28 protein-coding genes, 1 tRNA gene and 2 pseudogenes are annotated in these 26,220 nt (G+C 53.3%); 16 read left to right on the forward strand and 15 right to left on the reverse strand.

Features of this window, described 5'->3' with window-relative positions:
• Positions 1-38 precede the first annotated feature (38 nt).
• From CRX69_RS03065 to CRX69_RS28180, 9 genes and pseudogenes are all read left to right on the forward strand, one after another.
• Positions 39-1,004, forward strand: coding sequence for a LysR family transcriptional regulator (locus CRX69_RS03065; protein WP_107321514.1), 966 nt, complete (start codon positions 39-41; stop codon positions 1,002-1,004).
• A 34-nt stretch (positions 1,005-1,038) separates the two neighbouring features.
• Positions 1,039-1,233 (forward strand): annotated as a pseudogene (locus CRX69_RS28175) (hypothetical protein); the annotation flags it as partial.
• Between the two features lie 143 nt (positions 1,234-1,376).
• The gene (locus CRX69_RS03070; protein ID WP_107321515.1) at positions 1,377-2,048 is read left to right on the forward strand and encodes a hypothetical protein; all 672 of its coding nucleotides are present in this window, start codon (positions 1,377-1,379) and stop codon (positions 2,046-2,048) included.
• 14 nt (positions 2,049-2,062) lie between these two features.
• Positions 2,063-2,749 (forward strand): tetratricopeptide repeat protein, encoded by a 687-nt coding sequence (locus CRX69_RS03075; protein ID WP_173407371.1) that lies wholly within the window; start codon positions 2,063-2,065, stop codon positions 2,747-2,749.
• A 225-nt stretch (positions 2,750-2,974) separates the two neighbouring features.
• Positions 2,975-3,670: a hypothetical protein gene (locus CRX69_RS03080; RefSeq protein ID WP_107321517.1), complete on the forward strand. Its 696-nt coding sequence runs from the start codon at positions 2,975-2,977 to the stop codon at positions 3,668-3,670.
• A gap of 53 nt (positions 3,671-3,723) precedes the next feature.
• Entirely contained in the window at positions 3,724-4,329 is a 606-nt protein-coding gene (locus tag CRX69_RS03085; protein ID WP_107321518.1) for a hypothetical protein, read from the forward strand.
• Between the two features lie 147 nt (positions 4,330-4,476).
• Entirely contained in the window at positions 4,477-4,710 is a 234-nt protein-coding gene (locus CRX69_RS03090) for a hypothetical protein (protein WP_107321519.1), read from the forward strand.
• A 205-nt stretch (positions 4,711-4,915) separates the two neighbouring features.
• A complete protein-coding gene (locus CRX69_RS27740; RefSeq protein ID WP_218277733.1) occupies positions 4,916-5,059 on the forward strand; it encodes a DUF6429 family protein in 144 nt (47 codons plus the stop codon).
• Between the two features lie 20 nt (positions 5,060-5,079).
• A complete protein-coding gene (locus CRX69_RS28180) occupies positions 5,080-5,145 on the forward strand; it encodes a hypothetical protein (protein ID WP_476705390.1) in 66 nt (21 codons plus the stop codon).
• Positions 5,146-5,231: 86 nt separating this feature from the next.
• Here CRX69_RS28180 and CRX69_RS03100 read toward each other — a convergent pair whose 3' ends face one another.
• From CRX69_RS03100 to CRX69_RS03110, 3 genes are all read right to left on the reverse strand, one after another.
• Positions 5,232-5,498, reverse strand: a complete 267-nt coding sequence (locus tag CRX69_RS03100; RefSeq protein ID WP_107321520.1) for a Rho-binding antiterminator — start codon at positions 5,496-5,498, stop codon at positions 5,232-5,234.
• A gap of 128 nt (positions 5,499-5,626) precedes the next feature.
• The gene (locus CRX69_RS03105) at positions 5,627-5,851 is read right to left on the reverse strand and encodes a hypothetical protein (RefSeq protein ID WP_107321521.1); all 225 of its coding nucleotides are present in this window, start codon (positions 5,849-5,851) and stop codon (positions 5,627-5,629) included.
• On the reverse strand, positions 5,848-7,035 hold the full coding sequence (locus tag CRX69_RS03110) for a colicin E3/pyocin S6 family cytotoxin (RefSeq protein ID WP_107321522.1): 1,188 nt from the start codon (positions 7,033-7,035) through the stop codon (positions 5,848-5,850). Before CRX69_RS03110 ends, CRX69_RS03105 begins: the two co-directional genes overlap by 4 nt.
• 495 nt (positions 7,036-7,530) lie before the next feature.
• On the opposite strand from CRX69_RS03110, the gene CRX69_RS03115 reads away from it, so the two are divergent.
• Together CRX69_RS03115 and CRX69_RS03120 are read left to right on the forward strand one after the other, a co-directional pair.
• Positions 7,531-7,890 (forward strand): DUF6124 family protein, encoded by a 360-nt coding sequence (locus tag CRX69_RS03115; protein WP_107321523.1) that lies wholly within the window; start codon positions 7,531-7,533, stop codon positions 7,888-7,890.
• A gap of 209 nt (positions 7,891-8,099) precedes the next feature.
• Complete coding sequence (locus CRX69_RS03120; RefSeq protein ID WP_107321524.1) at positions 8,100-8,969, forward strand: TIR domain-containing protein; 870 nt, start codon at positions 8,100-8,102, stop codon at positions 8,967-8,969.
• A 1,064-nt stretch (positions 8,970-10,033) separates the two neighbouring features.
• Here CRX69_RS03120 and CRX69_RS03125 read toward each other — a convergent pair.
• The 8 genes and pseudogenes from CRX69_RS03125 to CRX69_RS03160 form a co-directional block, all read right to left on the reverse strand.
• Complete coding sequence (locus tag CRX69_RS03125; RefSeq protein WP_240539582.1) at positions 10,034-10,510, reverse strand: hypothetical protein; 477 nt, start codon at positions 10,508-10,510, stop codon at positions 10,034-10,036.
• Positions 10,507-10,779 (reverse strand): ECs_2282 family putative zinc-binding protein, encoded by a 273-nt coding sequence (locus tag CRX69_RS03130; protein WP_107321525.1) that lies wholly within the window; start codon positions 10,777-10,779, stop codon positions 10,507-10,509. The genes CRX69_RS03125 and CRX69_RS03130 overlap by 4 nt, the downstream gene beginning before the upstream one ends.
• Before the next feature lie 218 nt (positions 10,780-10,997).
• A complete protein-coding gene (locus CRX69_RS28050; protein ID WP_275112858.1) occupies positions 10,998-11,129 on the reverse strand; it encodes a hypothetical protein in 132 nt (43 codons plus the stop codon).
• Between the two features lie 62 nt (positions 11,130-11,191).
• Positions 11,192-11,674, reverse strand: a complete 483-nt coding sequence (locus CRX69_RS03135; RefSeq protein ID WP_240539583.1) for a toll/interleukin-1 receptor domain-containing protein — start codon at positions 11,672-11,674, stop codon at positions 11,192-11,194.
• A gap of 1,048 nt (positions 11,675-12,722) precedes the next feature.
• Positions 12,723-15,188: a toll/interleukin-1 receptor domain-containing protein gene (locus CRX69_RS03140; RefSeq protein WP_107321526.1), complete on the reverse strand. Its 2,466-nt coding sequence runs from the start codon at positions 15,186-15,188 to the stop codon at positions 12,723-12,725.
• Positions 15,189-15,693: 505 nt separating this feature from the next.
• Entirely contained in the window at positions 15,694-15,882 is a 189-nt protein-coding gene (locus tag CRX69_RS03150) for a hypothetical protein (protein WP_107321528.1), read from the reverse strand.
• A 66-nt stretch (positions 15,883-15,948) separates the two neighbouring features.
• Positions 15,949-16,791 carry a coiled-coil domain-containing protein gene (locus CRX69_RS03155; RefSeq protein ID WP_107321529.1) on the reverse strand — a complete coding sequence of 281 codons (843 nt, stop codon included), beginning with the start codon at positions 16,789-16,791 and terminating at the stop codon, positions 15,949-15,951.
• A 91-nt stretch (positions 16,792-16,882) separates the two neighbouring features.
• Positions 16,883-17,903 (reverse strand): annotated as a pseudogene (locus tag CRX69_RS03160) (DUF927 domain-containing protein); the annotation flags it as partial.
• 365 nt (positions 17,904-18,268) lie between these two features.
• Here CRX69_RS03160 and CRX69_RS03165 point away from each other — a divergent pair.
• Entirely contained in the window at positions 18,269-19,585 is a 1,317-nt protein-coding gene (locus CRX69_RS03165; protein ID WP_107321530.1) for a colicin-like pore-forming protein, read from the forward strand.
• Between the two features lie 20 nt (positions 19,586-19,605).
• Here CRX69_RS03165 and CRX69_RS28185 read toward each other — a convergent pair whose 3' ends face one another.
• The 4 genes from CRX69_RS28185 to CRX69_RS03185 form a co-directional block, all read right to left on the reverse strand.
• Positions 19,606-19,962 carry a colicin E1 family microcin immunity protein gene (locus tag CRX69_RS28185; protein WP_107321531.1) on the reverse strand — a complete coding sequence of 119 codons (357 nt, stop codon included), beginning with the start codon at positions 19,960-19,962 and terminating at the stop codon, positions 19,606-19,608.
• 355 nt (positions 19,963-20,317) lie between these two features.
• Positions 20,318-20,722: a hypothetical protein gene (locus CRX69_RS03175; RefSeq protein WP_107321532.1), complete on the reverse strand. Its 405-nt coding sequence runs from the start codon at positions 20,720-20,722 to the stop codon at positions 20,318-20,320.
• 98 nt (positions 20,723-20,820) lie between these two features.
• Positions 20,821-21,150: a hypothetical protein gene (locus tag CRX69_RS03180; RefSeq protein WP_107321533.1), complete on the reverse strand. Its 330-nt coding sequence runs from the start codon at positions 21,148-21,150 to the stop codon at positions 20,821-20,823.
• Between the two features lie 385 nt (positions 21,151-21,535).
• Positions 21,536-21,620 (reverse strand) — tRNA-Leu (locus tag CRX69_RS03185).
• A 108-nt stretch (positions 21,621-21,728) separates the two neighbouring features.
• Between CRX69_RS03185 and queA the strand changes: the two genes are divergently transcribed.
• From queA to secD, 4 genes are all read left to right on the forward strand, one after another.
• Complete coding sequence (queA, locus tag CRX69_RS03190; RefSeq protein ID WP_107321534.1) at positions 21,729-22,778, forward strand: tRNA preQ1(34) S-adenosylmethionine ribosyltransferase-isomerase QueA; 1,050 nt, start codon at positions 21,729-21,731, stop codon at positions 22,776-22,778.
• A 14-nt stretch (positions 22,779-22,792) separates the two neighbouring features.
• Positions 22,793-23,908, forward strand: coding sequence for a tRNA guanosine(34) transglycosylase Tgt (gene tgt / locus CRX69_RS03195; protein WP_160891620.1), 1,116 nt, complete (start codon positions 22,793-22,795; stop codon positions 23,906-23,908).
• A 43-nt stretch (positions 23,909-23,951) separates the two neighbouring features.
• Positions 23,952-24,287 (forward strand): preprotein translocase subunit YajC, encoded by a 336-nt coding sequence (gene yajC / locus CRX69_RS03200; RefSeq protein WP_007956696.1) that lies wholly within the window; start codon positions 23,952-23,954, stop codon positions 24,285-24,287.
• 63 nt (positions 24,288-24,350) lie between these two features.
• A complete protein-coding gene (gene secD, locus CRX69_RS03205) occupies positions 24,351-26,219 on the forward strand; it encodes a protein translocase subunit SecD (RefSeq protein WP_107321535.1) in 1,869 nt (622 codons plus the stop codon).
• Position 26,220: the final 1 nt, after the last annotated feature.

Raw genomic sequence — 26,220 nt, forward strand, 5'->3', positions numbered from 1 at the left:
CAGGTTGTTGAATAGCGCGCCAGAGGTAAATAAGCATTATGGAAACCCCACTTTCCAATTCCGGAAACCCGGCGCCAAAAACGCTGCATCGGGCGCCGCTGGCCCTCAGCGGGCTGGATTTCAAACTGCTCAAAGTGTTCAAGGCCGTGGTCGAGGCTGGCGGTTTCAGTGCGGCGCAGAACGAGCTGAATGTGGGGTTGGCGGCCATCAGCAAACAAATTTCCGACCTTGAAATTCGTATCGGTATGCGCTTGTGCACCCGAGGTCGCGAGGGTTTTCATCTGACCGAAGAAGGCCGATTGGTCTATCAGGCGTCGATTGATTTATTTGCCTCGGTCGATAACTTTCGTGATCGCCTTAGTTCCGCGCAGAATGAACTTGTTGGCGACCTGGGTGTGGGCGTTATTGACAATACTATTTCCGACATTAATTCGCCGTTAGTTGCAGCGCTTGAACGAATAAATAAAGAGTCACCGAAAGTAAGGTTTCAACTTCAGACCTCACAACTGGATGAGGTTGAAAGAGGGGTCGTAGAGGGGCGCCTGGTGGCCGGTATCGTGCCGGTTTATCAGAAGCGCGAAGAGTTTGACTATTACGCGTTGTATGAAGAACGCTCAGAGGTCTACTGCGCGATCGGCCACCCGTTGTTTTCGGTGTCGGACGCAGAAATCGGCAGCAACGTACTCAAGGAGTACGAGTGCATCAACCATCGCTACGCGATCCATCGCGACAAACTGAATTTTGCCCGGTACGACAGTTTTTCCGCCTCGGCGACCCAGGTGGAAGCCGTGGCGCTGCTGATCAAGACCGGGCGCTTCGTGGGTTTTCTCCCACAGCATTACGCCGCGTCAATGGTGTCTGAAGGGCAATTGCGAGCCTTGCGGCCGGACCTCATTCACATTAGCACACCGTTTAATCTGATCCTGCGTCACAACATCGTGCGCAGTCCGCTGGTGAAGGCATTTGCCCAGGCATTGGGCGTCGATTTGAAGGCGTCGACTTGATAACAATCATTAAGTAATAGATAGCTCCCGCCCCGACGACGCGGCAACCAAACTGATCTGGCTTGGGTTGCGTAATATCACAGCAAAGTGGGGCCCAGCGGCACATGACATCCCGCCGTACGGCCACGCAAGAGCACCCGAACTTGTGGCGAGGGGATTTATCCCCGCTGGGCTGCGCAGCAGCCCCAAAACCACCCAACCCGATACACCCGGCCCCGGAATTATTTAGTGGCTTGAAATTAAACCCGTTCCCTTCGCTATGTAGCCTTATCTGCAGGCTTCGGCACTTAGGCCTTCTCCCGCAGGCCCGCCTTGCTAAAGTTCGCGATTCATAGGCCGACAGACTTCGTTTCCACCTCACGGATGATTCTAATGTTCCGCTCTGTTTTTTCTGGCGTTGCTTTGCTCGCCGTCGCCGCTGCCTGCACTGCCCAGGCTCAGACCGTCACCACGCCCGAACAACTGCTGACCGAATTTTCCCGTTGCGATGCGCATTTCTTCGAGAGCCTGCGCGACGCCCGCCTGCCGGCAGGTACCGTGCGCCTGAGTGATTACGGCTCGGTCAAGGCACCGACCATCATGAGCCCGCTACAGGAAGGTGGCACTTACCAACACTTCGAAACGCCCCTGATCGTCAACGGCGTGCAGATGGTCGGCTATTACAACCAGGCCGAAACCATCAAGAATGCCGGCAATTTTCTGTTCTGGGGTTTCGTAGCCGATGGTTCGCCGCAAGAGGTGGCCGCAAAACTCAAACCATTGATCGTCGATAACGCGCGTTTTGTCGGTCAGGGCAAAGCCATTACCCGCGCCGAAATTCGCCGCGTCGGTGACCCGATCGGCCAATGGCGCACCGAAGGATTGACCGGCCCCGGCGTCGTCACTCCGTTTGGTTTCGTAGACCGCGTGTTGATGGTCGACACGGGCGGCACAACACCGCCGCTGGCAGGGCACACCACCGTGTTCTGCTCGCTACAAGGCACCGTGACCGCGCCGCTCTTGCAGGTCTATCGCCCTGACCTCAACGCTCGTCTGTTCGACTAACAAGGATGCTTTTCATGAATGCTCGCTGGCCCGCACTGATCGCCTGCTCCCTCATCCTCACAGGATGTGCCGGAATGCAGAACCCGCAAAAAGCCAACCTCGCGCACTGCACAAATCAGATTAAGGCGTCCAAAGCCGAAAATTACCCTCTGGCGCTACAGGAAGGTGATCTATGCCTGCAGAAAAATACCTTGCCCGCCTCGCTGGAAAGTTTGATTTACGCGGTGCAGGCCGACGCCCACAGCAACCTCAAGCATTTCCCCGAAGCGGTGGCTGCCAAGGAAAAATCCATCCAATTGGAGGCCAAGCCTGATGCGCGCGCCAATCTGGATTTGAGCAGCATGTATCGCGACGCTGGCAACCCGAAAAAAGCGCTTGAACTTGTGCAGTACAACCTCGACAACGGACTGGGAGAAGCCGGAAAGGGCTCCGGCTTCCACATGCCGACCTACTATCATCAGGGCCTCGCGCTGACAGACCTGGGTCAGTACCGAGAGGCCGCTGAAGCATTCAGCACCGGCCTTGAGCGCCAGGCGGACTATGCCTGGGCCTATTACGAGCGTGGGATCGCGTACGACCATTTGGGAGATAAGGACGGCGCCAAGGCCGACTTCATGAAGTTCTCGCAGATCGTCAACAAGAAGTACGTACGTGAGGAGCACAAGGCCAAGCTCGCCGAGTACAAGATTTCCATGCCGTGAGGTGGTTTCCCAAAATAAATAGCATCGCCACCGAGCTACACACGTATCGCTCCGGTTTTTTTGTCATGACTGGCGGTGTACTGCTGACATTGGTGTTCCTGTGTATTTCCTTCAGGACGTTCGGTCGCATTTATCGCATGAAAGAAGAAGACCGCTTCTATTGAAACGGTTGTCAGTCATGGCGCCCAGAGCCCCCATTCATCCAGGTAATCGGTTTCCCCACCCATGAAAAAGTTGATTCTCGCGTTGCTTTCGGTCGTCCTGCTTTCCGGGTGTGTAACCAAGTCTTTGAGTGTCGAAGACCGCCACCAGATCAAAACGATCAAGATCCTTCCCGTGTACTTTGCCGTAGAAAACTTCAAATACACGAGCATGACTCAGGCGTGGGGTGCAGGCCTGGGTGCTGGAGCAGGCGCAGCGACTGGCATGTTGGCCGGAGCATCGAGCGCTGGCACAAGCGCGTTGACGGGCGCCGGCTCGGTCGTGGGCACCAAGGCGGCCGATGGCGCGACGGCGGATATTTCCCAAGCGATTCTGAACAACATGCAAGCCCACGGTATCGATGTGGGCAAACTGGTGCGTGAAAGCTTCGAGAGGCGCATCAAGCAAGAAGGGCTGTTCACCATCGTGGCGCAAGGCGAGAGAGCGGATGCCGACGTTGAAATCATGGTCATGCAGTGGGGGCTTAGCCTGAAAAACTACAGCTCTGTGCTTTACCCAGTCATTGGTGTCAACGGCTCCATGAAACGCAGCGGCACCTCGGTTTGGCGCAACTTCAATACCATTTCGGCATTCAATGAAAGCAACACCCTCGCTTACACCCCTGAGCAGTACGCCACCGATCCCGAAGCAGCGCGTGCGGCGTTTTCCCGGGTGTCTGATTTGGCTGTAGGTAAGCTGATTGAAGACCTGAAGCAATAATGGCTCAGGCGAAACGGAGAGCTGCACGCCTCCTCATGGATTAGGAGCTATTGATGACCGTTGTCTCGACACTTAGGCAGTACTCGGTAAAAAGCTGGGCCGTTATCGTCGCAATTGTTGGCTTAATGGCGGGGTTCCCCAGCATTTCATCCTGGTTGGCCGAAATGAGGACCGACTACTACAAAAGCCATTTCATTGGACGTTGGACCGAGCAGTTCAGCTATCCCAATGCCGGCGGGGTTCAGTTCGAGTTCAAGGGCATGATCGAGTACTTCGCCAACAACCATTACAACGTTAGCGGCGTGGCCGCATTGGTTGGGACAGATCATTCGAAACCCTATCGGTTCGAATACAGCGTAAATGGCGCGGGTAATTGGAGTGCTGACAGCGAGTACCTTTCCTTCACATTGGAGCAGATGAAGACGTTGCCCAAGGCCTATACGCTTGACGGCGTAGCTATTCCGCCTTTGATGGTGGCGCATTTTGTCGGCCCCAGCATGCCCAACCTCAGTGATATCTACCCGGCAGGGGCATCGGGGCAGGCGCGCATCAAGGAGGTGGAGAAGAACAAGATTGTCTTGGAACAAATGGACTTGGCCGGCAAGCCCTTCATCGTGACTACCCACCGCCAGGTAGCTGACCCGTCAGAGAAGCCTTGATTTGAGGCTAGGTATCCGCGGGGGGCGACCCACAATCTCGCGTCGCACATCACCGACCCTACCTGAGGCGCTTAGTCGGTACCATTTGCGAAAAACCCCATCAGCTAAGACAAAATCCCCGCCTTCCCAGACTCGATAAGGATGACTATGAATGAGTTTGGCCTATACGCGTTGGCATACGTAGTGTTCCTGCTGTTGTTTTTCTATATGAAATCCTACGGCCTCAGGAAATGGCTAGGCATCGCCCTGGTTGCCCTGGGGTTTGCGAGCATTTTTACACTGCCGTCTTTCGTCTCGGGTTTTGATCTGGGTATCGCCTCAACCAGTGCTATTGGCATCGGAGCGGCACTGTTTTTTAGCCGGGCACGGTATGTGGCGTGAACCTAAGGAACGAGTCAGTCATCCCTGCCCCCAAGTGGGTGAATGGGGCTTTGATGTGAGGCTGGGATGATGACTTGGAACTGGCGGATGCCTCCTTGCATCGGTTGGCGCTGGAGCAAGCTGGTGAGGTGATGACCGGATAAGATTTAAGGCGCGCTGAGGCATAAAATCGACGCTACCTGCTAACACGAGCGGAGCAGCAACCATGGAATACGACGACAGATTGATAGAAGAAGCTGTGCTTGCCTTATTGGCAGCCTTCAGCTCCGACACCGGCAACGCCTGGAAAGGTTTCGACTTCGAGGTCATGAACCGAGGCATGAACAAGGTCTCATCAGCGATCCGGTAAACAGGAATAAGTCGATCTGGTTGACGGAAGAAGGGTTGGAGCGAGGCCGGCAGATTGCCGAGCGGTTGTTTGGAAAGAAGAGTTGAGGGTGCGCGTCGCCTTGTGATCGCACGCCGGAAGCCATAGCAAACCCTATCGAAAGCCTGGCTTCAGCTAATGCCATGTTAGGTGATCATTCGTCGCCCAGCACAACTCGGCCAAACCTGGCGTTCTTATCCTGCGGCGTAACTGCCAATAGCTGATCGAGGCGAATCTCCTGGCGGCCGTCCGTGGTTTCGACTTCGAGAAACTCTTCCCGGGTGGAAGCGGTTCGCGTGGTGATCGCACGGGCTGTCAGGCGTTGGCCGTTAGTTAGCTCGATGTCCAGCGTATAGCCGCATAGGCAGGCAATTTCCAGGTAGTCGTGCAGGTCGCAGTGCAACGGTTTATAGGTGCTCATCTCATGCCTCGCAGCCTTGCAATTTAAGAATGGAAAAGCCCTGCTTGGCGGTGGCTTCGCCGATCTCAGGGATACGTCTCGAATTGGTCCTTAACGGTGCAAATAAACAATAGCTGTCGCTCTGAAAGTTAGTTGCTGCTGGTTAAAAAAAGCAATAGGTTTCGGGGCAGCTCTATTGAGCAAGCATTTTCCAATGCTTCAATTTGAGATGTGTTCAGTTCGTAATCGTAAAAGTAGTTCTCTTCTTTGGTCCAGTTCATTATTTTTGCTAGAGCCTGAGTGTCAATGCAGAGCGTTTTTTCGTATGAAGCGAAGTCGTCGCCGGCAATGACACCCATTATTTTGTGTTTCATGGTTCTACCCACCTCGTTGGGTTAGCTGGTTTGGTTTGGGCTCCCGTAATAGGGTCGAATTCGCCCAAGTGCTTTCCACGCTTGTTATATTTTTCTACTGCGCCATGTTGGAAATCCCATTCATATATTAATTTCTCATTGTCCTTCCAGCGAGGACGTAACCCTCCTCCTTTCATGCGGGTTTTGGGTGGCGCCCATTTGGCACTTGGAAAAGCGGGTAAAAAATCTGGTTTCGGGTGGTAGTCATGATGGGCCGTACTCACCACAACATAAACCGGCCGAACCCCCGAATCCGCCGGAAACACCAGGATGAAATCCCTGTACTCCGGCGGATAGATCGGATCGACGATGATGCTGTCAGCCATCGGCGTCGGCGGGTAGATCCAAATAGGCGGTGCCTGGGGCGCCGCTTCCAAGGCGGGAATGCCGAGGGTGTCAGCTGGATTGGTGGCCGGTGTCCAGATCAGTTCGATGCCATCCCCCAGGTCGGCGATGAACTGATCGGCTCGCGACGTGAACTGAACAACATCAACCATTTCCCAATCGTGGTTTTGACCGGTGTAAAAGCCATACCCCTTGAGACTGCCGTCGGCCTGCTGCTCGATGCTCAGGCGCATGCGGCTGCGGGCCTGTTTGAGGTTGCGTAACTGGTCTTCGCTGTAGAGCGCGCTGTCACCCAGATTGGACGGCCAGAGCAGGGCGACGATGCCGGTTAGCAGCGCTGCGCCGACGGTGCCGCCGGCAGCCGCAGCCGTGGAAGTTGCCGAACCGCCCAGCGCGAGCCTGCCCAAGGTAACCGGAACCGTGCCAGCGCCGATCCGCTTGAGGGGAATCGTGCCGGACGGGTCGGCGCTCCGGCCGCCGAGCCACATGAGGTCGCCGTACTGCTTGACCAGATCTGCCGGCACGTAGCCGTTGGGGTTGCTGTAATCGATGATGCCGTTGGGGAGCTTGCAGCTCTTGGCAAACACGCATCCGGTTGCGGTGGACAACGGCTTGTTATCCACCGTGGCCCAGCGCGCTTGTTCATAGGCAGCCTGCCGGGCAAGCATGGCTTGGTAAGCCTGCTGTCGGGTTTCGCGCTCGGCCAGTTCGCTGGCGGTCATGTCCCGATAAGTGACGTGATACCCATCGCCGCTGGGTGGGTTTCGGACCTGGGGGATGTCTTTTTTGCGTGTCGCCACGTAGTGAGTCTCGTCCGGAAAAAATGCAGGACAGACGCTAACGCGTGAAGAGAGGGGCGCGATGTAGGCGCTTTCTTGAAGTGGTTGTTCTGGTTTCCTCAATACCGGTAGGACTGGCTATTTGAGGCTCGGAACAATCTGAAGCGTCAGATCGGGCTGTCAGTCATTGGGCGCCCGCCATTCGCCAGCCGACCTCGCCTTGCGCCTTTGCCTACAACTACGCCAGAATCCGCCGGCTTGTTCGCCTTGGGTTGCATCGGTAGTTTGGGACCTGTCACTGCTCATCAGTGATCGGGTTTAGTCGCCCGTCGTTGCTAAGTCGCTCAAGCGTCCATCAGTCAGGTATCCCCATCCCTGCACTCGATGGTGGCTGTGCGCAGGGCGCCCTCGGGCGCGCCGATTCCTTAGCTCGTCGGTCGACTAACCTGCGTACAGCTGCCTCCCAATCGTTTAGTCGCGAGCGGGAAGTAGCCTCAACCAAAGAGAGCTAAGGCTATGGTCAAAATTACACCGAATCCTCCAGTTACAGACGAACCCACATCCCGTGCTCAGTCTGCCCGTAACAAAAAGCTCGACGAAGCGGCCACTCGTGCCCTGGATTACTACCTGAAACCCAAGCCTAAGGGCGAAGCGTCTGACAAGACCGACTCCATTTTTCGGATTGATCCGGGGGTTGATTCTGAGTGTTTGCTTGCGAATCTGAGTGAAAACCTGGCTTCGGCGAATGCCATGATCAGTGATCTGGCGTTTGATCTGGATGGGTCGCGACGGCATGTTGCATTGGGGATTTTGCAGGTGATTGAGGTGAGTGAATTGTTGGCTAATCGGGCGTTGGATATTGTTGAGGTGAGGTAGGGGCTGCAGCGCTATGTGCCGCCTGGATCAAAAAAGGTCTTGCTAGCAAGACCTTTTATTTCCGAGGGAGACTCGAGACTACCATAAGATCCGTGGCTCGCAGGCCGATTGTGAGGTTTGGGATACATGGAGGGATACACGGTGGTGGGGGCTGGCACACCCTCTAATATGGGATAGTGTTCTGCACCTCACAAAGGAGTACGTCTTCGATGGCCCGAGTTCAGCCCCCAGCAGAACCTTCTGCTTCCAAGTTTCAAACTCAGCAACAGGATATCAATCGGAAAATCGATAGGCTGCGAGAGCGTGTGTCCGAACTCGAAGCATTCGATCTGAATTCTGTGCGTAGCGGCCTTACGCCTGAGGTACGTGGGCTGGAGGTCAGAATCAAAGACACTCTCGTACGGTGCTTCGGCGAGAACACGTCTACGTACAATGATTTGCAATCTGCGGCCTCTCTTGCCTTTTTCCCTCGTTTCAGAACCAACGGAGTGCCAACGGACTACGTTGGACGTCTTGAAAAAAACATTAGAAGAGCTATCGAGCTTCTTCGGCAAGGACAGAAAACGTTAGCGGAAGACTTGGCTGACTATGAGCATGAACATGAGACTAAGGTGGATGTGGGGGAAGTGATGGAAGGTTTATCGCGACGTGTATTTGTCGTTCATGGTCATGACGACGGCTCACGCGAGATGGTGGCGCGCTTCCTTGAAAAAGTAGGTTTCGAGGCCGTGATATTGCACGAGCAAGCTAACCAAGGTCGGACGGTTATTGAGAAGGTCGAAGCCCACGGAGATGTTGGATTCGCGGTTGTACTGCTTACTCCTGATGATGAGGGATGTGTGAAAGGCGGAACGCTTCAATCACGGGCTCGCCAAAACGTCATCTTGGAGCTGGGGTATTTCATCGGTCGTCTGGGGCGAGGAAAGGTCTGTGCACTTAAGCGAGGAAATTTAGAAATACCTAGCGATTATGCCGGTGTGGTGTATGAGTCATTGGACGGTAATTGGAAGCATGCCCTGGGCCGTGAGCTTGAAGAAGTCGGTCATGAAATAGATTGGAATAAGGTTATGCGGTCATAAGGTTTGTGCGAAATGCCACCCGCAGGTGAAGGGTAAGGCTAACACCATCCGACCACGGCGCCGAAGGCCGCCGGGGACCCTGAGGATATCGAGAGGATACGGGGCATGAAACCCGCGGGATCTTGGTAGCAACAGAGATTGCAGCTTACTGAAATTTCAACGTTGAAATTGAAAGGATCCTGACGAAAGAAGGGGATCGTTACCACAACGGTAAAGGTGAGCCATTGTGTTGTTGATAGCGAACGGTTGAACCCGGCCAACCTTGGGGATGCTGTCAACCACGTCAACCTGTCAACCGACGTAGAGAACTCAGTCGCTAACAAGATGCTGCGGGTTCTTTGCCCCGTACCCATTCGAAATGCCCAGGGTCCCCGGCGGAGCTACCAAGCGATAGGGCAAATGCTCAGGTGAACCACCAGTTCACCAGGTTCACCTGTTCACTAAGCTGTGCACTTTTTCGCTAACACGATCACGCGGGTTTCCTACCCCGTGTCTTAAAGAAACCTCAGGGTCCCCGGCAACATTTGAAACTGCTCCTGACGTTCGCTGGTGGCATTGATGTTTCCGGGGAGCGGGGGAATACGCATCCGTCTGAAAAGCAGTGTTACGAACGTTACTGGTGTAACGGTTGTCGATAACTGACTGTATTTATTGGATATTTTGGGCGTAACACAGTGTTTGAGCATGAGTTTTAGGAGTGTTACTAAGCCAACTGGTGTAACGCTCCCGAGGTCTGAAGTAGACCCTAAAATAGGAAAGAGGCTTGTCCATCAGCAACGATTGGCAGTTAGGTATGAGCACTTTGCTAGGCGTCAGCAAGCTATCAGCGATTAGCCCGCTGGTGTGATAGGCCGCTACCGGCCGAGGCTGTGTAAAAACGTTTTTGAACGCGGCAGGTACTCACAACTTGACTGGAAATCGCGTTTCTACGCGAGTTCCACACCTGCGGACGTGCCGATAAATTTCAGATTTAACGTAGACGCGAATACTTTAATTTTGGCGAAGCGTTTTTCCACAGCCTGGGCCAAAAGCGGTCATTCGCAGACTTCTTTAAGTTGCGATTGTTAGATCGTTACCCATATGAGCTTTTCAACTCTCTGCATTCTCCCGTCCGACCATTCAAGTTTTACAAGGTGCTTCGACTTGGTGCTGAGGCCCACGAATGCAATGAGTTCAACTGCCTGATGAACATCAAGGAACTGTAGCGGAAACTTTTCATTGATCTCGTGCTCTGAAATAACTTCATTTCCTTCAGGGAACTCTATTGAGACATTCTGTGCGAGTGCCTTACCTTTATTCCAAATCTTCAATCGATATTTGTTGCTTCCCAGTTTTAGAAAGGACGCGCCGAGTTCAGCTTGCTTTTCGAACTCAATTACTGTGGTTTCTTTCTCAAGCAGCAACTGATTAAGTTTCTCTTGTGTAAGAATCAGCTTTTGCTGCCGATTGTTAAACTTAATAGTTTTGAATGTTGCATAAATTGAAAAAAATAATGCAATTCCTGCAATTATATCTCCGGAATCGACTACAAAATTAATCATTTGAATTTTATATTCTTGTTGCCCTTGAAAGCATCTTTCAAAGTCTTTCTAACCTGGTCGGTAATATCTTTTGAAACGTTTGATGTTACTTCATTTAAATTCTCCTGAATGGTTTCACTATTCTCGCGCAAAAGCTCATCGCGCTGAATTACTCTCTCGCACTGAACGCATTTGACTTCAGGGCTTTCAATCGTTTCAAATTCAAAAGATGAGCCTCCACAAGTCGGGCACTGTAGGGTAATAGTACGGGAGTGCTTATCAAGATTCATAATCAACCTCAGCTGCTTGAGATAGGGGGTGGGCTGAAATGCGCACAGCTTAGGATAAAGTATAGTCCAAGCTAAAAAACAAGCGCTCACGGCATTAGCTGTCCGTCTCATTCACGCAAAAAAGGGGTAGCAGCCCAAACTGTATCAGGGCTCAAGTCTGCTTTCGACCAGAAGCTGCCTAACCTACGTGACTCGCCCCCCTCTCACTGCTTTTAAGGTCAGTCACTTTTTTTGTGTTTATGTACTTCCAGATCAGGATGTTTGGGTTTGTTTTCTTCAGTAACACGACGGCGCTGGTCCTTTTTGCCGGTGGATTCAGCGATCGGTTTGGGGCCGGGTTTAATACTCATGTGTTCAACTCCTTCGATTGATAACGGGTCTGTAAGCAAAGCCGTAAGCATGGACAGTGAAGCTACGGGGCGACCAACTCGGAAAGCTTGGCCGCAATATCTGCAAACGTATCTTCAGTAGTGCTCAGGCCGCTTCTCGAACCGAGTAGAGGACTGACTTCGCGCAGCGATTCGTATGTTGTGTCGTGAATGATGGGAACCAGCAGATCCCTTGCGAGGAGCGCGGAAAGCTCTTTGTCGGCGATGCCTTCGGCTGCTAGGCGGCGCAGCAAAGCAGGGGTGACCAGCACAATTCCTACTCGAGACTTCGCCAATCCCTTATCAATTTCACGCAGTAACGAAGAGCCTAGAAGGACATCTTTCTCGCTGAACCAAACGGAAACACCGAGCGATTCGAGTACATCATGCAGCTCCTTCGCGGATCCTTTCCGGTCGTCCCAGGCGTGACAAAGAAAGACGTCACGTAGATCAGGTACTGTCGCACGCCTCTCGACATTTTCGCGTACCGGCGTGAGCGTTCGTACCTCGGCGGAGGTGTAGGCCACAGAGGATCCGGGTTTCGACCAGCGCGGCTTTGCGCTGCTGGATGAACCGCCGCTACTGCGACCACCCCCGCCATGAGACGGGGACGAATAGGATGGTGCGTAGGACGAGGATGAATACGATCGCGATCCGTACCCGCTATATCCGCTGCCACATGCGGGACACGCTGCCCTTGCGCTTGCCGAACGATGACCATGTACCGGTGCTGTACATCTAGACATGTCGTAAACCTTCCGTTTGTAGCTGCTCGCCCAAGAGATGATTAAGTAGCGGCTGTACCGAGCCATCAGCTTTTGAAAACACCGCAGCCCATCCTTATTGGCCTCGAAATCACCTGCGCTTCAGATCGTGATTCCAATATGCTGGCACAAACGATAGCCCATAGCGCGAATTCCGCTAGCAGGCGTAGCGTGAATATTCGCTAGCGGCTTCCGTTACAAATGCCGCCATGGTCTAGAGCTATCTATCATAGCGGGTAGCTCTCGACCCAGGTTTCAGGTCCCTGACGTTCAACGGCCCAGCCATCGATGCCGTTGTTCAATCGACGAACGTCGCCTATGGGGCTTTCTGCGACAGGCAGCAATCGGCCGATACTGTTGAAAAAGCCGGTCCTCCCAGACTGCCCACGTACTGACTGCTGAAAATGCCTTTTTTACGCGCAGCTACGTGAAATCTGAGCCCGGAACCCTCTGCTCAAAATAAAGATTTCAATCTCAGGCGCGTACTTTTCTGCCGTGGAAACGGTGGTCGACTTTTTCAACAGAATCGGCCAATAGCGGACATTATTATGGGGGCAGAATTAGACTATGGATTTGGGTTTGTCCCGTTCCGTGCGGGCAAAGCAAGGCTGGCCGTTGCTGTGATAGGGGCTGTATTCGATCTACCGCGTTAGTTGATGTGAAGCTTTGGCTGAATTCAGCCGAAGCCCCACAAACGTCAGATGATCATTTAAATCAGAGACCCGCTGGTCGCGTTGTTACACGTCGATCAATCTAATATGTCTAGCCCGGCGTCCATTTTTTAGCTCTAGTTTGTTGAGTTATTAAATGGTTACTTAGAGCCGATGTATTCAAGTCGCTCATTCAATCGCTGCAAGGATGTTCCAATTAATCCTTTAAGCTCTTTGTTGACCAGTGTTTTTGCTTGAGACACATTACCTTCCATAGCCAAAAGAGTTGCTTTAAATCTAACAAACGTTCGGTAGGTTTGAGCATTGCGGCCTATGGATTTTTCAAGCCTATCAACTGCCTCTTTAAGTTTGGTTTTATTTCGAAAGTGAACAGCAAGCTCAGCTTTGGTCAGGATAGGGTAGTCGATGTTTGAAAAGCGGTGAATTGACTCTTCAATCAAGTCCATACTGCCGACCTCATCACCATCGTAATATGCAAGCATGCGAGCTCTAGCTGAACTTAATATTTCTTGTGCGCGATCGGAACCGTCAAAGCCCAGCCTACTCATAATATTCTCAAGTTCGGCTCTGTTTTCAGCGGTGTGTTCTTTGATTATCAAACAGGCAAAATAATTATTAGCATTTATCAGATTGCCCGGCCGCCCTCTATATTGCTCTCTAGATAAGTCGAAAGCCAAGTCATACTCGTCACTTTGCATATAGACAAGTACTAGCTCTCCGACAACACGCGGATCTCTTCTTCCTTTTTGGTTCAATGTACGAGTCAGGCTTTCTTCAGCCTTCACATAATCGCCGGCCAATCGATAGTAGAAACCGTGCAGAAATGACCTGTCTGGCTCTGGCACGCTTCGTACTTCGGAGAAAAAATTTGAATTCCTAGTGCGCGCCAGACACTGGCACTTGATGAATCTAATATGATTCACAGTATTAGAGTGCATATATCGTTCGCGCTGAAGTACTCTATCGGCCAGGAGAATAGCCTCTTGATAGTTGCGATCTTCGTCGTAAAGCTTTTTGATGGTTTTTACGAAGGCGGACGGAATAATAAGATCATCCGGGATACCACTGCCTTGCCTAAGAGACTCCTGTGCTGAAAATATATAATCCGATATATCGTAATTATCATCTTCATATCGTTCCAAAAAAGAGGAAATGTGCTCCTTGATTTTAGATTCGAAACCCGTCAAAGTCCCAAATCGACTTCGACTCACATAGTCCCTTATTACCTCGTTCACCCTTAGATATTCCGCTGCCGCCCCCATGCGCTCACAAACCGAAGAGGAAATAAGCCTTTCTAAGATCGGAAAGTACACGGACTCATCAGCTATATCAAATAAAACGTCATAGCTTATAAACTCAAACTTACATAGCAGGTAAATAAAATTTAGAATAACTTCATCGCCGACAAACTCGTCCATTACCACTTTTGCTTTGTCAGCACCATATTGCTGAATCAGGTGTGATTCTTTTTTTGCTTTAAATAGCCCAAGATCACGGATTTGATGAATAGCATAAAGTACCTGCTCCGGATATCCAGTTAAAAGATCCGAGAAAAAACCATACTCTGCCTTTGAAATCTCGAGACCTTCAAATTTTGCATAACGAGTTAAGAGGCCGTTTCGCTCCGCAGGAGTCATTTCACCTAATGGGATAGAATAAAACATAGGGTTCAGGCGATTGAGCGACGCCTTTGAACGAAACTGGCTAGCTACAACAAATGTTAAGTGCTCAGTTGGGGAGATTGATTGTACAACCTCCTCAAACCAGTCCACCACATCACCATTACCTTGAAAAAGAACACCCCGATCCTCAATTAATATCCGTTCTTTCTCAAAAACTATCTGAGAGGCCACTTCCTTCGCTAACGCTAACTTTTCAGCGAATGAGCCATTAAGACGCTGAAGGATGTCCCCGTCACCAATAAAACCCAAATCACAAATTTTTAAGATAAAGTCTTCAATTCCATCTAACGGACTCAGCGATATTATAGGGCATTCATAGGACTCCCTTACTAAGTTTGATTTGCGCAACGCATGCTGCAGCAAACTTTTCCTTCCGATAGAGGGCAAGCCAGATGATATTAAAACGACGGGCGTTTTTTTGGAGAAGTCATCAAGTCGCTCCTCGATCTCCTTGATCTGTTCGTTCCTACCGACAAAAATTTGTTGACGCTCTTTTAATCGCGGATGAAACGCCCAAGAAAGTTCAGTCAGGCGAGTGTTTATACGTCTGGCAGCAACAGAAGGTTTCAATATTGGCTGAATATTTAAATCTGCTCTCATCCAGTCCGGTATGCGAGCGTCGGCGTAGGTAATATTTGGGTCAATTATTATAGGGTATATTCGTGCAAGTTTTTCCTCATCAAGTAGGCTCTTGGCCTTTTCAAGTTCAAGCTTAACCCACGGGGTTTCTAATGCTTGCTCCGAGATGAACAACACGAATAATGAGCTTTCGTCGAGACCTTTGATTATTTCCTCTATTGGGGACATACCCTCCTCGAAAGTTTCCTCGTCGAAAACCTTGACCTCTTTCTTCATTCTTCTAGCAACCTCACGGACGTAATGCTTCTTGTCATGGGAGCTGTGTGATAGAAAGCATTTGATCATCGTTGCGTCCTTTCAGATAAGGGGGTAGCCACCGTCGTCATTAAGAGAAAGCTATCACGAATCTTCTCATAGGAGCTTGGCCAAAGCATGGCTGATCTATCGAATCCGGCCTGGTGAATGAAAAAAATCGCTCCACTGGTCTGCATCCGAATTCGTGTAGCCAGGATCGGATTGATTGGGTTTATCGTGATCAGAATCGACAGTCCGCTTTTGGCCGATTCTGTTGAAAAAGTCGGTTCTTCCAGACTCCCCGCATACTGACCGCTGAAAACGCCTTTTTTGCGCGCCGCTACGCGAAATCTGAGCCCGGATTCCTCTGCTCAATGTAAAGATTTCAATCTCAGGCGCGTACTTTTCTACCGTGGAAACCATGGCCGACTTTTTCAACAGAATCGGCCGAAAGCTGCCCTTTTAAATGTGAGGGTGGGACTGAACAGTTAAACCTGTCGGCTCAACCAATTACCTATAGAGCGGGCAGCGGAAGCCGGATAGGCTTCCACGTGCGTTAACTCCGGTGCTTCAATTGCTGATCGATGAGGCTCAGCTCTGCTTTGATCGCGTTGGCGGTGAGGCTTTGTATTGCTGTGCTTTTCCCCCAGCGAGAACCCATGAGCTTGAGCAGGCTGCTCAGATGGGTTTTCCTGGCCTTCAGTGTTTCGGTACGACTGGGGCTGTTCTGCGTGGCAGTGTTCATAGTGCTGATCCTTGGGCAGTGTTTAAACAGCCCACACGCGTAGGCTGTTTCAGGTGGGGCAGGTCGTTACAAAGCCAGCACGTCTTGCACCTTGTACCGCACTGAGCGCTCCGACAGGTCACTCCAGTCCCAACTGCTGAAATTTTCGCCTTGCTCTGGAACGTTGAGCTTGAGCAGCGCAACCGGATCTCGGTCGATCATTCGACGCGCTGCGCAAAGTTTTCCGCCTACATCAAGCAACGCTTGAGCGGCCTCATTCCACTTCTCTTCAAGCACGGCGTTGGCGAGGTGTAGCGCGTTTTTCTCAATCTTCTGGTGTTCTCGCTGCGCTTCAGCGATGTGCTGGTCGATGGTGTCCAGCTCTTGTTCCAGAGCGCTGATGATCAACTGCTGACGACGGTTGTGCTCGGCTACAGTCGCGAGGGTTTTCGCGGCTTTTTGGGCGTCAGCATTAGCCGTCTTCTCGCCATCTGTGTCGCCCCACGCGACAGCCTGGGCATAGGCAGTCGCCGCTTCTGTCTCGGCCTGACGAGCCTTCGCCATTTCGTCTGTGGCTTGCTGACGGATTTCATTCAGGCGTGTGCTGACACTCTGGCGCTTTTCGTTGAGCTCGTGCTCGTCGGCTTTCCACGTCGCCATGGCGTCGCGGTAGCCCGCCATCAGGGTTTCGTGATTGGCGATGTTTTCGCGTCGAACAATTTTTTGATTTAACTGATTGATTTCAAAGTCCAGTGAATCACATTTTCTTTTCCGGTCGGCGTACTGATCCTGCACGTCCCGCTCCCGGCCTCGCTGGATAGACTCGGGGGCGGCTAGAGCGGTCTCATAGTGCAAGAATTCGGCTCGCAGGCGTTCCACTTCGGAGGTCAGTTGTTCACGGCGGTCTTTCAGTTTTTGGATGTCGTTCATTGTTTCGTCTCTGTGTAATTCGATTGGGTTGGGTTGAGCGGCTGGCGAGGCCGGGAATCAGCCGGCGCTACCTCGATCAGTAGGGAGGCCGTCAGGCAGCCCGAGCCTCGCTCTCATCCGTTCCCGGTATCGTCTTCACGATGTAGCAGCGTTGCGGACCCAGGCCGGGCAACCGGACCAAGCTCGATGCCTTGCCATCGCTACCAGGTTCCAGCACACCCCGGTGCAGCAGTTCCTTGTTCACGGCGTTGATGTTCATGCCCCGAAATATCTCGGATCGCCATGCCTCGGGCAGTACGTAGTAGGTGTGGGTGGTGTGCATGGTGTCGCCCATGCCGTGCTCCAGGGTCTTGCGAAAGCCCAGCCGGTCAATAGTGCGTGGCCCGTGCTCATCGATCTTCGCGGCGGCGGTTTCCCAGCGCGTGAAGCGGCTTTCACCAAAGCGCTCGATGATCTGGCGCAGACGGGCCAAAATCGCATCGCCTTCAAGGTTTCCGGCGCCGCCACGCTCATTCAGCCACGCGCTCAGGCACACGCGTGCCGCTGTGGTCGCGGTGCCGTCGGGCCAGCCGGTGATGCCGAGTGCGGTCGCCAGTTCTCCGGCTGCTGCGGCCAGCCCAAAGCGTGCAGCGGCTCGGTGTGCCTGCCCACTGGCCGAGGCGGGAAGGGCTTTGGCGACGAAGCCTTCCAGAGTACGGCGAAGAATCGTTGACCATCCGTGCATCTTCCCGGGCTCACAAAGGGCCGCCAAGAAGGCGGTGAGTGGCGTGCCGTAGTATTTGGCTACCCGCGCCTTGAGCGCGTCAGAGAGGGCCGCTGCGTCGTCGAAGCCACTCAACACGTCGAACATCCCGAGACCTTTACTGGCGTCCGCTGGCACGGCGAGCATGCGCACCTCCATACCGGCTTTCAGCTCCTTGTTTGCCTCGGCCATGTGCTGCGCCAACGTCTTCTCGCCCGTCGAGAGAAACAGCAACCGCCACTCTTGTACCTGTCGGCCCGCTTGTCCTCGGTCATTGGCACGAGCCTTCGGTGCCATTACCGAGCATGTACACCATTTCATCGATGATGCGCGGGTTGCACATGCCAATTTCATCCAGTACGAGGAATCGAGTGGAATTAGGGGCAGATGTATTTCTCCTGACCCCGGTATTTCGAATCGATAGCTTCTACGGCCCCCCAACCGCAGCTATCCAACACCGCCCACACTAGCCACTAACTCGATATTCGTGCCTCTGCAGGTGCATTGCCGACGGATCGAGCGAGCCTACGAAGCTCGATTATGCATTGATTTATGCATAAATGCATATTTTTGTTGATTTCATTGCTGTGTTTTTATACAGTATTTTTGCCTTGTTCGCTCCCAGCTCTAGAGGCGGAGGGCAACACAGGCACGGAAGCCGTAGGTCTCGATAGAGACCTTAACAGTGCTGATATCCCACTGATCAACAGTGTGATCTCATATTAGGAGAACATCATGTCTACAAACGGAACCATAGAATTACCCCCAATCATAATTACACCTAATCCGCCGCCGCTGCAGCCGCCCAAACCGATACCAGGTGGTGGATACATTGCGAAACCCCAACCATGGGTTAAGGGGGTCGGCCCCATAACCAAGCTTAGTGATCTGCGAATAAATCTAGATCACGACAGTGCGGCAGTTTCCATATTTGTGGTGGCGGCTGGCTCCCTAAAAACAATTGAAGACGCATACAAAGCCAGTGTGCGAAATATTCCTGCCAATCTTGAACTTCAAATTAATGCAGCTACTGGATCAAATGTTAATGAATCGCTACAGGGGCTGAAGAAAAAAAAGGCTTCGATTGACGCCCTTTTGCTGGCCAAGCAAGCTGAGGCTAAGAGTGATACTGCAAAATCCAGATCTTTTTTTGGAAGGGATTTTTTAAGTAAAGACTTTAAGCAGAACGGAGTCGATTTTGCAAATAGGATTTACTCTCGTCGTGATAAGGATGCATATTATAATCTTTTTATCGCGGCTGGTACTGCGGCATACAATGTTAAGGTTTTAACCGAGGAGATTAGAATTCTCACTGCGAAAACTAAGACTTTCGCGACGAAGATTGCGGTAGCCCAAGCGGCGGAAGAGAAGGCCAAGGCTGAAGCTAAGCGGTTGGCAGAAGAGAAAGCCAAAGCCGAAGCTAAGCGGTTGGCGGAAGAGAAGGCTAAAGCCGAAGCAGAGGCTAAGCGATTGGCAGAGGAAAAGGCCAAGGCAGATGACGAGTTAAAGGATGCTATTAAATTTACTGCTGATTTTTACAAAGATATAAGTGAGAGATTTGGCACGCAGATGTCGACTTTAGCTCAACAGATGTCTGAGGATGCGAAAGGCAAAGTACTTCGAAGCGCTGATGAAGCTTTGCGAGCATTCGATCAGTACAAGGATAATCTGAACAAGAAATTTAATGTCACTGATCGGACGGCAATTGCTAACGCTCTTGAGTCGTTAGATAGGGGCGAGTTGGCAAAGAATCTAAATATTTTTGGTAAGGCTTTTGGGTACGTGGGGAAAGCTATTGACGCCATGGATCTGCTTGTCGAAATCAAAAAAGGTTATGAGACTGGTGACTGGAACAGTACGGTATTGAAAGTTGAAACTCTATTTGCCGGCGCAGCCGCGACGGGTCTGATAGCATTTGCATTCGGTCTATCAGTTACCACCCCTATGGGTATTGTTGCATTTGGTCTCATCATGGCGTTGGTAAGTGCGTTTATTAATGATGCACGTGTCAAGATGTATAACGATGCTCTTGATTCGGTTTTGAGCCGATAGCAGAAATTAGAGCGGTCTATTTAGGCCGCTCTCTTTATCCAAAGATATATTAAAAAGCCACCGCCCAAAGGTATTGCTGTAGCCATGCATATGAATAAATATATCACGTAGAGTCCGTTTTTTCCGGGGCTCTCAGTCAATAGTCCAGTTGTCCAAAACTCACGGCTGGTAAAGCGCAAGCATGTATCTTCAATAAGCTTTCGGGAAAAAGGAAAAAGGAAGGCGCTGCAGAAAGATATAGCTAGATAGCTAAGGTTTACCGCTTCGTATAACGGCTCGTTGTAAAACCAAACGGTTAGGCCCAGTGCGAGTAGGCTGAGGGAAATTAATAGATTGTTAAGGTAATATTTTTTGTTCAAGGGGCTCTCGAAAATCATGTTGAGTTTAGTTCGATTTTTACGTCTTGTATGGTAGGTTGTTTATCGGCGCTCGCAGGTCTTGATTGCTGAGCTAAATAATATAATAGATGTGTAATTATTAAGATGTAGAATTCAATTCCTTCTGATGTCTATATGGTGTCGTTATTCTACTCTGGGCATCCTGCCAATCTCAAGACTCAAACTGGCGGTGTTGATACCCTTGGCCCACCGCAGGCGGCATATTTCGAAAAGGGAGATCGTTAAATTGTAGGTTTAGAGATGCTTTATTTTTCCTAAATGTACCCAAATGCGATTATCGGGGCACGAATCTCGTCGCTGACCACACGGTAATGAAGCCACAACCGCGACATTTTCAGCCTTTGAAATCCGACAAAACAAACGACGTACAGCTAGTAAGATAAGCCGCAACCCTCTCCAACGACGGCATCACCTCGCTACACGACTCGGTGCGCTCCCCATTAGCCTCCCGAGTCAGTCCAACGGTATACCCGCCCTCAACCCGCCGCAGGGTGCCAACATATTTAACCGCACGACCTTCTTCGTCACTAAACGACGTCGCGACGAGTTCCTTCTCCGGCAAGGCCTGCTCCGTTCGCGTCATCAGCGCCTTACGTTTCGCAGCGTGATCCTTCGCGGCGATCACGCTGGCAATCCCGAAGGCGATCCAAAAGAGCATTTCCAGGTTGCTCACCATCCGCCGCTTCGCTTCATGGGTTTCGGTTAGCCAACTGCCTATCGCTGCGATGATGTCGTCCATGGATTACCTGCGTAGGAGTGTGTTCTGCCTGTTTAGTCTGCAACGCAGAGCGTTGCGGGATGCGTTACCACGCGGAGCGTGGGAACGAGCGCTCCGGTTTATAGAATATCTTTCACATAACCGTGAAGCGCGATGAGCGGAGCGTAAAGGTCGTCCATTTTCTGCACTGCCCTGAAATCCGCAGCCAGACGATGCAGCTCTCGGCCCAGCACCGTATCCACCCCACCAATCGCCCCCAAAGCTAAATCCAGGCATCGACCGATTTCGCCCTGAATCCCAGCCAGATCGCCCCGCCGTATCAACAACTCAAAAACCTCACGGTCGCAACTGCCCATCAACGGATCATCCCGCAGAATCGGGCTGTGGCCTTCCGTCTCATAAGCCAGCTTGAGGGAGTAAAGAGCGACCGTTTCCAGCAGCAATTCCATGGGGTGAAATCCTTAGTGACTGGGTGGGGAGGGTGGGGTGGAGCTGGGTTGATGGGTTATGCCTTTGCAGTGGCAGATCGGAGCATCGGTGGGGGCGGTGATATTTTTGTGAGCGCTTTGCGCTCAAGCGGGAGCAAGCTCCCTCGCCACAGGTTTCCCCCCCACCGGTTCTTCTCTACCACTGGTTCTTCCTCACCATGGGGTTGGTATTTGGGGCCGCTTCGCGGCCCAGCGGGGATAAATCCCCTCGCCACAAAGGGTGCGGTGATTTATCCATCCACCACAAAAGCGGGTGGGGGATTGGTTGGGATCTGCGTTAGTCGCGAAATACCACTTTCCTGCAGGCGAAAAAAAAGACCTTGAATTTCAAGGTCTTTCTTTAAGATGGTGCCCCGAGGGAGACTCGAACTCCCACTCCTTTCGAAAACGGATTTTGAATCCGCCGCGTCTACCAATTCCGCCATCAGGGCTCAATGGCGGCGAAGTATAGAGAGGTGCCTACCGTTGGTCAATCACGTTTCATGGTGAATTTTTGATAATTCCGCTAGACTTTCCGGCCCTGCTAGACGAACCCCATCATGCGTGTTGCTGACTTTACCTTCGAACTCCCTGATTCGCTGATCGCTCGCCACCCTCTGGCCGAGCGTCGCGCCAGTCGACTGTTGACCCTGGACGGGGTCAGCGGTGCCATGGCTCACCGTCAATTCACTGATTTGCTTGAGCATTTGCGCCCGGGCGATTTGATGGTGTTCAACAATACCCGGGTGATTCCGGCGCGTTTGTTTGGCCAGAAGGCCTCCGGCGGCAAGCTGGAGATTCTGGTGGAGCGGGTGCTGGACAGTCACCGTGTGCTGGCCCATGTGCGGTCGAGCAAGTCGCCCAAGCCGGGTTCGTCGATTTTGATCGACGGCGGCGGCGAGGCGGTGATGGTGGCGCGGCATGATGCGTTGTTCGAGCTGGAATTTGCCGAAGAGGTGTTGCCGCTGCTCGACCGTGTCGGGCACATGCCGTTGCCTCCTTATATAGACCGCCCGGACGAAGGTTCGGACCGCGAGCGTTATCAGACCGTGTACGCCGAGCGCTTGGGGGCGGTGGCGGCGCCGACGGCGGGGCTGCATTTTGATCAGCCGCTGCTGGAGGCGATTGCCGCCAAGGGCGTGGAGACGGCGTTTGTGACGTTGCACGTCGGTGCCGGCACGTTTCAGCCGGTGCGGGTGGAGCGTATCGAAGATCACCATATGCACAACGAATGGCTCGAAGTGAGCCAGGAAGTCGTCGATGCCGTGGCGGCCTGTCGTGCGCGCGGTGGGCGGGTGGTGGCGGTGGGGACCACCAGTGTGCGGTCTCTGGAAAGCGCTGCGCGCGATGGCGTGCTCAAGCCGTTCAGTGGCGACACTGACATCTTTATCTACCCGGGCCGGCCGTTTCATGTGGTTGATGCCCTGGTCACCAATTTTCATTTGCCTGAATCCACGCTGTTGATGCTGGTTTCGGCGTTCGCCGGTTATTCCGAAGCCATGGCCGCCTACAAGGCCGCCGTCGAGCATGGATACCGCTTTTTCAGCTACGGTGATGCGATGTTCATCACCCGTAACCCCGCGCCACGCGGACCCGAGGAAACAGTATGAGTCGCACCTGTCGCATGTCCTTCGAGTTGCTTGCTACCGATGGCAAGGCTCGTCGCGGTCGTCTGACCTTCCCCCGCGGTACGGTGGAAACCCCCGCGTTCATGCCGGTGGGCACTTACGGCACGGTCAAGGGCATGCTGCCACGGGACATCGTGGCCACGGGCGCGGAGATCATCCTCGGCAACACGTTCCACCTGTGGCTGCGCCCGGGCATGGAGGTGATCAAGGCCCACGGTGACTTGCACGATTTCATGCAATGGAAAGGTCCGATTCTGACCGACTCCGGCGGTTTCCAGGTGTTCAGCCTGGGCGCGATGCGCAAGATCAAGGAGGAGGGCGTGACCTTCGCTTCTCCGGTGGATGGCGCCAAGGTGTTCATGGGGCCGGAAGAGTCGATGCAGGTCCAGCGCGACCTGGGCTCGGACATCGTGATGATCTTTGACGAATGTACGCCGTACCCGGCCGATGAAGACGTGGCGCGGGTGTCCATGGAGCTGTCGTTGCGCTGGGCCCAGCGCTCCAAGAACGCCCATGGTGAGAACACGGCGGCGCTGTTCGGCATCGTCCAGGGCGGCATGCACCAGGATTTGCGCATGCGCTCGCTCGAAGGCCTCGACAAGATCGGCTTCGACGGCCTGGCCATCGGCGGTCTGTCGGTGGGCGAACCCAAGCACGAAATGATCAAGGTGCTCGATTACCTGCCGGGCCAGATGCCGGCTGACAAACCTCGTTACCTTATGGGCGTTGGCAAACCGGAAGATCTGGTTGAGGGTGTGCGCCGCGGTGTGGACATGTTCGATTGCGTGATGCCAACCCGTAATGCCCGCAATGGGCATCTGTTCATTGATACAGGCGTGCTGAAGATCCGTAACGCGTTCCATCGCCATGATGAATCGCCGCTGGATCCGACCTGCGATTGCTACACCTGCCAGAACTTCTCCCGTGCTTATCTGCACCATTTGGACAAGTGCGGCGAAATGCTGGGTAGCATGTTGAATACCATCCACAATTTGCGCCATTACCAGGTGCTTATGGCTGGTTTGCGCGAGGCTATTCAACAGGGTACATTGGCCGCCTTTGTCGATGCCTTCTATGCCAAGCGCGGGTTGCCTGTTCCGCCCTTGGACTGAGTTTTCCGATCCTAAGATTCAATACTTGCAACTGGAGTGCTAAATGAGCTTTTTTATCTCTAATGCCATGGCTGATGCCGCTGCCCCTGCAGCAGCGCCAATGGGTGGCGGTTTCGAGTGGATTTTCCTGGTTGGCTTTCTGGTCATCTTCTACCTGATGATCTGGCGTCCACAGGCCAAGCGTGCCAAAGAGCAGAAGAACCTGCTCAGCAGCCTGCAAAAGGGCGATGAGGTGGTCACCACCGGCGGCATCGCTGGCAAGATCACCAAAGTGGCCGATGACTTCGTGGTACTGGAAGTGTCCGACACCGTTGAAATGAAATTCCAGAAGGGCGCCATCGCGGCCACGCTGCCAAAAGGCACGCTGAAAGCGATCTAAGTAACAACTTCTATTCAATCGACGGGGCGCGCAAGGCGCCCCGCGTCATAAGCGGGCGGCGTGATGCTGAACAAATACCCTCTGTGGAAATATTTACTGATCCTGGCGGTGCTGGCGGTCGGTCTGATTTATTCCGCTCCCAATCTTTATCCTGATGACCCGGCCATTCAGGTCAGTGGCGCAAGCACTGCCTTGCAGGTCACTCAGGCCGATCTGGACCGTGCGAGCACAGCGCTCAAGGCGTCCGGTATCGACGTGAAGGCCGCGACCATTGCCGAAGGCGGCAAGGGCGGTTTGTTGCGTCTGCTCAAGGCTGAAGACCAGCTGCCGGCCAAGGACGTGGTGCGCAAGGCCCTCGGTGACGACTATGTCGTGGCCCTGAACCTGGCCCAGACCACCCCGCAATGGCTGCGCAACCTCGGTGCGCATCCGATGAAGTTGGGTCTGGACTTGTCCGGTGGTGTGCACTTCCTGCTGGAAGTGGACATGGACAAAGCGCTGGATGCACGCTTGAAAGTCTACGAAGGCGACGTCAAGAGCCTGTTGCGTAAAGAGCGCCTGCGCTATCGCAGCCTGCCGCAGCTCGACGGTGCCATTCAGCTGGGTTTCACTGACGAAGATGTACGCGAGAAGGCCCGTGCGCTGATCCGCAAGAACTTCAACGATTTCGACATTGTGCCAGCCGACCTCAATGGTCAGCCGGTGCTGCGTCTGGCGATGACCCCGGCCAAGCTGGCGGAAATCCGCGAATACTCCATCAAGCAGAACTTGACCACGGTGCGTAACCGGGTCAACGAGCTGGGTGTGGCCGAGCCGATCGTGCAGCGCCAGGGCGCCAACCGCATCGTGGTTGAGCTGCCGGGCGTGCAGGACACTGCCGAAGCCAAGCGTATCCTCGGCAAGACCGCCAACCTGGAATTCCGTCTCGCGGCCGAACCGGGTGCTTCCCGCGCTACCACCGAGAGCTTCGAGTTCCGTGAAGGCGGTCGTCCGGCGGCGCAGATCGAGCGCGGCCTGATCATCACCGGTGACCAGGTGACCGACGCCCAGGCGGGCTTCGACGAGCAGGGTCGCCCACAGGTGAACATTCGCCTGGACGGCCACGGCGGCGAACTGATGAGCCGCGCCACGCGCAGCAACGTCGGTCGCAGCATGGCGGTGATCTTCATCGAGCAGAAGCCGACCACCACTTACACCAAGCAAGTGGTCAACGGTGTCGAGAAAGACGTACCGGTCCAGACGTTCAAGGAAGAGAAAAAGATCATCAGCCTGGCGACCATCCAGTCGCCACTGGGCAGTCAGTTCCGCATCACCGGCCTCAATGGCCAGGGTGAATCCTCGGAACTGGCCCTGCTGCTGCGTGCCGGTGGTCTGGCTGCGCCGATGTACTTCGCTGAAGAACGCACCATTGGCCCGAGCCTGGGTGCCGACAACATTGCCAAGGGTGTCGATGCATCGCTGTGGGGCATGCTGTTTGTCTCGCTGTTCATCATCGCCATCTACCGCTTCTTCGGCCTGATCGCCACGGTTGCGCTGGCGGTGAACATGGTGCTGCTGCTGGCGCTGATGTCGCTGCTGGGGGCTACGCTGACCCTGCCGGGTATTGCCGGTATCGTGTTGACCATGGGTATGGCGGTGGACGCCAACGTGCTGATCTTCTCGCGGATTCGTGAAGAGATCGCCGCGGGCATGTCGGTCCAGCGTGCAATCAACGAAGGCTTCGGCCGGGCATTTACTGCGATTATCGATGCCAACCTGACCACCTTGCTGGTGGGCGGGATTCTCTTCGCCATGGGCACTGGCCCGGTGAAGGGCTTCGCAGTGACCATGTCCCTCGGGATCTTTACCTCGATGTTCACAGCCATTCTGGTGACCCGTGCAATGGTCAACCTGATTTATGGTGGCCGTGACTTCAAGAAGTTGTGGATTTAAG

It is taken from the genome of Pseudomonas rhizophila (assembly GCF_003033885.1).
Lineage (GTDB): Bacteria > Pseudomonadota > Gammaproteobacteria > Pseudomonadales > Pseudomonadaceae > Aquipseudomonas > Aquipseudomonas rhizophila.

What these genes read in the sequence shown, in the direction of transcription:
- tgt (WP_160891620.1), top strand. Translation starts at nt 22,793, where the DNA reads ATGTCCTTCGAGTTGCTTGCTACCGATGGCAAGGCTCGTCGCGGTCGT.
- CRX69_RS03100 (WP_107321520.1), bottom strand. Translation starts at nt 5,498, where the DNA reads ATGAGCACCTATAAACCGTTGCACTGCGACCTGCACGACTACCTGGAA.
- CRX69_RS03150 (WP_107321528.1), bottom strand. Translation starts at nt 15,882, where the DNA reads ATGAACACTGCCACGCAGAACAGCCCCAGTCGTACCGAAACACTGAAG.
- CRX69_RS03090 (WP_107321519.1), top strand. Translation starts at nt 4,477, where the DNA reads ATGAATGAGTTTGGCCTATACGCGTTGGCATACGTAGTGTTCCTGCTG.
- CRX69_RS03165 (WP_107321530.1), top strand. Translation starts at nt 18,269, where the DNA reads ATGTCTACAAACGGAACCATAGAATTACCCCCAATCATAATTACACCT.
- CRX69_RS03075 (WP_173407371.1), top strand. Translation starts at nt 2,063, where the DNA reads ATGAATGCTCGCTGGCCCGCACTGATCGCCTGCTCCCTCATCCTCACA.
- CRX69_RS03115 (WP_107321523.1), top strand. Translation starts at nt 7,531, where the DNA reads ATGGTCAAAATTACACCGAATCCTCCAGTTACAGACGAACCCACATCC.
- CRX69_RS03105 (WP_107321521.1), bottom strand. Translation starts at nt 5,851, where the DNA reads ATGAAACACAAAATAATGGGTGTCATTGCCGGCGACGACTTCGCTTCA.
- CRX69_RS03140 (WP_107321526.1), bottom strand. Translation starts at nt 15,188, where the DNA reads ATGATCAAATGCTTTCTATCACACAGCTCCCATGACAAGAAGCATTAC.
- queA (WP_107321534.1), top strand. Translation starts at nt 21,729, where the DNA reads ATGCGTGTTGCTGACTTTACCTTCGAACTCCCTGATTCGCTGATCGCT.
- CRX69_RS03155 (WP_107321529.1), bottom strand. Translation starts at nt 16,791, where the DNA reads ATGAACGACATCCAAAAACTGAAAGACCGCCGTGAACAACTGACCTCC.
- secD (WP_107321535.1), top strand. Translation starts at nt 24,351, where the DNA reads ATGCTGAACAAATACCCTCTGTGGAAATATTTACTGATCCTGGCGGTG.
- CRX69_RS03125 (WP_240539582.1), bottom strand. Translation starts at nt 10,510, where the DNA reads ATGATTAATTTTGTAGTCGATTCCGGAGATATAATTGCAGGAATTGCA.
- CRX69_RS03065 (WP_107321514.1), top strand. Translation starts at nt 39, where the DNA reads ATGGAAACCCCACTTTCCAATTCCGGAAACCCGGCGCCAAAAACGCTG.
- CRX69_RS03080 (WP_107321517.1), top strand. Translation starts at nt 2,975, where the DNA reads ATGAAAAAGTTGATTCTCGCGTTGCTTTCGGTCGTCCTGCTTTCCGGG.
- CRX69_RS03175 (WP_107321532.1), bottom strand. Translation starts at nt 20,722, where the DNA reads ATGGACGACATCATCGCAGCGATAGGCAGTTGGCTAACCGAAACCCAT.
- CRX69_RS28050 (WP_275112858.1), bottom strand. Translation starts at nt 11,129, where the DNA reads ATGAGTATTAAACCCGGCCCCAAACCGATCGCTGAATCCACCGGCAAA.
- CRX69_RS03130 (WP_107321525.1), bottom strand. Translation starts at nt 10,779, where the DNA reads ATGAATCTTGATAAGCACTCCCGTACTATTACCCTACAGTGCCCGACT.
- CRX69_RS03085 (WP_107321518.1), top strand. Translation starts at nt 3,724, where the DNA reads ATGACCGTTGTCTCGACACTTAGGCAGTACTCGGTAAAAAGCTGGGCC.
- yajC (WP_007956696.1), top strand. Translation starts at nt 23,952, where the DNA reads ATGAGCTTTTTTATCTCTAATGCCATGGCTGATGCCGCTGCCCCTGCA.
- CRX69_RS28185 (WP_107321531.1), bottom strand. Translation starts at nt 19,962, where the DNA reads ATGATTTTCGAGAGCCCCTTGAACAAAAAATATTACCTTAACAATCTA.
- CRX69_RS03120 (WP_107321524.1), top strand. Translation starts at nt 8,100, where the DNA reads ATGGCCCGAGTTCAGCCCCCAGCAGAACCTTCTGCTTCCAAGTTTCAA.
- CRX69_RS03070 (WP_107321515.1), top strand. Translation starts at nt 1,377, where the DNA reads ATGTTCCGCTCTGTTTTTTCTGGCGTTGCTTTGCTCGCCGTCGCCGCT.
- CRX69_RS27740 (WP_218277733.1), top strand. Translation starts at nt 4,916, where the DNA reads ATGGAATACGACGACAGATTGATAGAAGAAGCTGTGCTTGCCTTATTG.
- CRX69_RS03180 (WP_107321533.1), bottom strand. Translation starts at nt 21,150, where the DNA reads ATGGAATTGCTGCTGGAAACGGTCGCTCTTTACTCCCTCAAGCTGGCT.